The sequence below is a fragment of the Bradyrhizobium sp. genome, assembly GCF_049691595.1.
GTDB lineage: Bacteria > Pseudomonadota > Alphaproteobacteria > Rhizobiales > Xanthobacteraceae > Bradyrhizobium.
Map to the genome: position 1 here is coordinate 1 of NZ_JBAVNZ010000510.1, position 5071 is coordinate 5071.

General features: G+C 61.1%; 3 protein-coding genes. 1 reads left to right on the plus strand and 2 read right to left on the minus strand.

From position 1 onward, the window contains the following. Positions 1 to 413: 413 nt before the first annotated feature. The gene (locus WCE35_RS21085) at positions 414 to 1640 is read left to right on the plus strand and encodes an SMP-30/gluconolactonase/LRE family protein (protein ID WP_424595252.1); all 1227 of its coding nucleotides are present in this window, start codon (positions 414 to 416) and stop codon (positions 1638 to 1640) included. A gap of 324 nt (positions 1641 to 1964) precedes the next feature. Here the strand turns inward: WCE35_RS21085 and WCE35_RS21090 are convergent, their stop codons facing one another. After that, positions 1965 to 2945 (minus strand): ABC transporter substrate-binding protein, encoded by a 981-nt coding sequence (locus tag WCE35_RS21090; protein WP_424595253.1) that lies wholly within the window; start codon positions 2943 to 2945, stop codon positions 1965 to 1967. Between the two features lie 280 nt (positions 2946 to 3225). Further along, complete coding sequence (locus WCE35_RS21095; protein ID WP_424595254.1) at positions 3226 to 4554, minus strand: hypothetical protein; 1329 nt, start codon at positions 4552 to 4554, stop codon at positions 3226 to 3228. Between the last annotated feature and the right edge of the window lie 517 nt (positions 4555 to 5071).

Sequence of the window (5071 nt, forward strand, 5' to 3'; positions counted from 1 at the left end):
TCCCGAGAGAGGTGCGTTTCGCGATCGTCACGGACGCGGAATGGGATGCGGTGGACGCGGCTGCGTCGGGCGCGTGGAGATGATCGCAGGGCGGGTTGAACCCGTGAGCGATCGGACGGCGCGCAGACGACCAGTGCTATTGCGTACGGCAAAACCGTATGGTCCTGGCACCCGTTGCTGGTGTCAAGTTGGCGGAGGCTAAGTCGGCCCGACCGGGCTTCGACAATCCATACCCGCCGGCGCGACGACGACGCCTCCTGATAGACGTGAGTTGGACGAAACCGTGCCATCCAGCATTGCAGCTTCAGCCGCGCGCTGAATCGAAAGCGGCTCTCGCAACCGGACCCGGACCGGACTAGTCTTGCCGCTGCCTGGCCGGATCAACCGGCCGGCGCATATATCGGGAGGATGTGATGACACGCGAAGTGCAGCGCGATCCGGAATCAATGATTTCACGGCGAACGCTCGTCCACGGCCTGGCGATCGCCGCCGGTGCCACCGTGGTCGGATCCGGCGGCGCGCTGGCCCAGCAGGCCAGCGAGGCGGCTCCACCGTCGACGATCACCAGCCCGCCACGCGATTTCGGCCCGGGCGGCGCCCCGACCACCTATTTCTGGGACCCCGACATCATCGCGGTCGATCCGTCGTTCAATAACCTCGCCCAGCCCAACACGGCGATCGAGCGTCTCCATACCGGATTGCTGTGGGCCGAAGGCCCGGCCTGGAGCGCGCAGGGCCGCTATCTCTTGTGGAGCGACATCCCCAATAATCGGCAGATGAGATGGTCGGAGGACGATGGTCGCGTCACCGTGTTCCGCGCGCCGTCCAACAACTCCAACGGCAACTCGTTCGACTTCCAGGGCCGTCAGCTCTCCTGCGAGCATCTCACCCGCAGGGTCGTGCGCTACGAGCACGACGGCACGGCGTCGGTGCTCGCCGACAACTTCAACGGCAAGAAGCTCAACTCGCCCAACGATGTCGTCGCCCACCCCGATGGCAGCTACTGGTTCACCGACCCGCCCTATGGCGGTCAGCTCTACGAGGGCGAGCCTGACGTTGCGGGAGGCCCCAGCAATGCGGGCGGCAAGCTCAATCCGCGGATCGGTCAGCCGGCGGGCTTCGTGCCGGGCAAGCGCGAGCTCCCGACCAACTGCTATCGCATCGATCCCAGCGGCCGCCTCGACCTCGTGGTCAGCGAGGACCAGGTGCCCGATCCCAACGGCCTCGCGTTCTCGCCCGATTACAAGAAGCTGTACGTCGCCAGTACCGGCAAAGGGCCAGGCGATACCGGTCCGGGCGGCAAGGGCGACATGTCCGTGTTCGATGTCGGCGCCGACAACAAGCTCTCCAATCAGAAGCGGTTCAGCGATTTCATGATCGACGGCGTGAAATGCGGACCGGACGGCGTGCGCTGCGATGTCAACGGCAATGTCTGGGTCTCGAGCAATGCCGGCCGCCACGTCGGCTATAGCGGCGTGACGGTATGGACGCCGGACGGCAAGCTGCTGGGCCGGATCCGCCTGCCCGAGGTGTGCGGCAACATCTGCTTCGGCGGCCCCAAGCGCAACCGCCTGTTCATGGCCGCGAGCCAGTCGCTCTACGCCGTGTACACCGCCACGCAAGGCGCGGGACCGGGCTGACCCGTTGCCGCCAACGCGCGGTGCAGCGAAGCAGGCGTCGGCGTGACCCGCCGGCGCCTCTTTGTTCGGCGCCCGACAAAAGATCCCCCATGAATGCGCGCCGTCTCGTGCCAGCCCCGCGCCGCGGTTGTCGAGAGTTTCAAACGTGCTTCAAGCCGATTTCCGTTGCGCGTGGCCGACGTCCGAGTTGGCACCAAGCGACCGGGTCGAGCCGGCAGCAGGTCCGGCCGTATCCGTCATGCCCGGATCGCGACCTGTTTTTGCTGCGCAGCTCGATGTCGCGATGTGCCATTACAGACGTAAGCACCGCAGCAAAAAACGTCTCTATTCGATCAGCTCATCGGCGATACCAAGCAAGGTTGGGGGAATGGTGAGGCCGAGCGTCGCGGCTGTCCTGAGGTTGATCACAAGTTCGAATTTTGTTGGCTGCTCGATCGGCAAAGCTGCCGGGCTTGCACCTTTCAGGATTTTATCGACGTACGCGGCGGCGCGCCTGAATAATTCTGAACGATCCACACCATATGAGACGAGGCCGCCAGCGGCCGGAAATTCCCGCAGGTGAAATGTCGAAGGCAGACGCGCCTGTATCGCAAAGTCCGCCATCAACTTCAGGTTGTCAAACAATATCGGAGCGGGCATGATGACGAGAGCGCCCACGCGCGATGTAGCTGCTTCGTGCAAGACCTTTTCAAGATCGGCGGTACTACGAACCTCCAACGAATGAACCGCGATACCCAAGCTTTGCGCTGAAAGCTGGGCTTCCTTCCAGTCCAGTATCGAGAGTTGATCTTCTGGATTAAAAAGCAAGGCAACAGCGGATACTTTGGGTACGATCTCCTTAAGCAACTCCAGGCGTTTTCCACTCAGGTCTGGCGTCATTTGCGACAGGCCGGTGATGTTTCCACCCGGTCGCGCCAAGCTTCTAACAATCCCGGTCGCCACAGGGTCTCCCACAGCCACCATGACGATCGGGATTTCCGCAGTCGCGTTTTTAGCCGTCAGAGTATCCAGCGTAACCGTTGTGACGATGATGTCGACCTTTTGTCGAATAAGATCGGTGACCAGCTCGCGGAGACGTTCTTTCTTGCCCTCGGCATATCGATACTCGATAGTGAGATTCTTGCCATCGACCCATCCAACATCACGAAGCCCCCGCAGCAACGCCTTGTTCCAAAGCAAGGTGTCGGCGGGAGAGAAAGGTGACAGCACTCCTATCCGGCGAATGCTTGCGGCCTGCTGTCCGCGCGCTCCGTGAGCCCAGGTCATTGCTCCCGTCGCAAGACCGATAAATTCCCGGCGTTTCATGCTTGCCCCCAGAAGAGCAGGTGGCATTGTATCGGCGAAATAGGCATCCTTAAAGGTCTAACGACGACTTCGCACCGTGTCATATCGGAGGTAGTCGAAGTGGGGTTTGGGTCATTCGCGCCCTGCTCGAGTCGGCAGCAGGTACGGCCATGCCCCGTTATGCCCCAAAGCGAACATCGGCGCGCTATCAGGAGCGAAGAGGTGGCCATCCATTGTGGCCACATCGGGATTGCGCATTGTGCTAAAGCACAGCCAGAGCGGAGCCAGCACGAAGTTCGCCTCAAGCTTTCTTCGTCCAGACCGAACCGTTGGACCACCTGATCTTGTTCGGCGGCTGAAGTTGGCCGGTATACGTCTTGTCGTCCGGGAAGGTGATCGAAATCGTCGAGGCATTGGCGATGGAGCCGTGGGCGTCGGGACGATCATAATCGGACATATCAACCTTGATGGATGAGGGTCCTTCGTAGATCACCGCACTCCGGGCGCTGCCATCGGTCCAGCTGCCGTTCAGATCGAACACGGTGTTGATGACCTTCGTCCAGACCGAACCATTGGACCATCTGATCTTGTTCGGCGACTGGAGCTGACCCGTATAGGTCTTGTCGTCGGGGAACGTCACGGTGATCGATGAACCGTCGACGACGGTGCCGTGGGCGGTCGGACGGCCGAACGCAGACATGTCGACCGTGAGCGCCTTGAAGTCCACGGTGATGACCGCACTGCGCGAGCTGCCATCGGTCCAGTTGCCGTTCAGGTTCACCACGGTGCCGATCGTGTTCCAGTCCGCAGGGAAGCCGACCGGCCAGTTGTCGTTCTTGTAGATGTCGCAGCCATTGCCCGCGGTCACGAGGTCGGCAAACCGCATGCCATGCCATACCGCGCGGCACAGCGAGGCGACCCGTTCCGGCTGCTGCGAGTTCCAGCCCCACTCGTACTCGTCGACGTAAGTGTCGTGGCGGTCGGAGTCGGAGTCGATCTTGACGACCTGGCAGGGCGCGTCGACCGACATGTAGTAATGGGACGTGATGTCGGCGGCCTGAAATTTGGCGTAGGTGTTAGTCACACTGATCTCCCCGCCCATCGACCAGTATTGATAAATGGTGTGCTTCTTCCACGCATGAAAGGTCAGTCGCCCGGTGCCCAGGCGGTACTCCACCATCGCACCGTCGTCCGAGGCCCACCGCTCCGCGCCGTTCACGATGCCGGTAAACTTCAGGTAGGGCGCGTCATAGACGACCACACCGCTGCCTGCGCCCGTCGGCGCGTTTGATAATTCGCGGCCCTCCCGAAGATCGATCGTCTGGTCTCCGATCACAAGCACCCCGGTCGCCGAGGAGATGGCGTCGAGCACGGGGTCGCCAAAGGTAACCGGCTCGATGCCGTTTCCGGCGCGCCGTGAGTACATGCCCTTTCGGGACATGGACCCGCGAATGCCTCGACCCTCGGGGCGACCGCCGAGAGCCTGACGGAGATAGCGGGTGAACTCGTCATAATTGGCGAAGGTGTGCCGATCGGGTTGGATCGAGGCGTTATGCGTCACGAACTCCAAGTGGCCATCCTTCCGAATGGTCGTGGCCTGATCGAGAGTAAGGAGATCCTGGTTGGACATCTGTCTACCTCCATGCATCACACGAGGTGTGAAGCTAGATTTGTCGAATGGACGGTGGATCCGCCCAGCCTCACCAGTATAGTTCGGTGATCGGGTTCCATCCGTGAGGTAGATAACAGTGGAGGGAACAGTCGGGAGTCGAACTCCATCAGCGGGACAATAATCGCATTCGTGGACACGTCCGCCTCGGGTCATTCGCGCCGGGCTCGAGTCGGCGGCAAGTCCGGCCATGCCCTATGCCGCGATCGCGACCTGTTTTTGCCGCGCAGCTCGATGTCGCGATGGGCCAGCGGAAGTGGAGCGGCTCTCTCGAAGAGGTCGAAGCGACTTTCCGATGAAATCGCCCGGAACGAGCATGACGACATCGGTCAGGTTTCCACCAGGACGAGCGGGACCTGACGATGAGAACGGAGGGACACGATTTAATCTTCTCCGTCTTGCCTGAGCTTCGCCATTTTGTAATGAACTATTTTTATGAGTTCAAATTTGCCTAACCGCAGTTCGATCGACCCTACTG

Coding starts and splice junctions, on each gene's coding strand:
- WCE35_RS21085 (WP_424595252.1), top strand. CDS start 414: ATGACACGCGAAGTGCAGCGCGATCCGGAATCAATGATTTCACGGCGA.
- WCE35_RS21095 (WP_424595254.1), bottom strand. CDS start 4,554: ATGTCCAACCAGGATCTCCTTACTCTCGATCAGGCCACGACCATTCGG.
- WCE35_RS21090 (WP_424595253.1), bottom strand. CDS start 2,945: ATGAAACGCCGGGAATTTATCGGTCTTGCGACGGGAGCAATGACCTGG.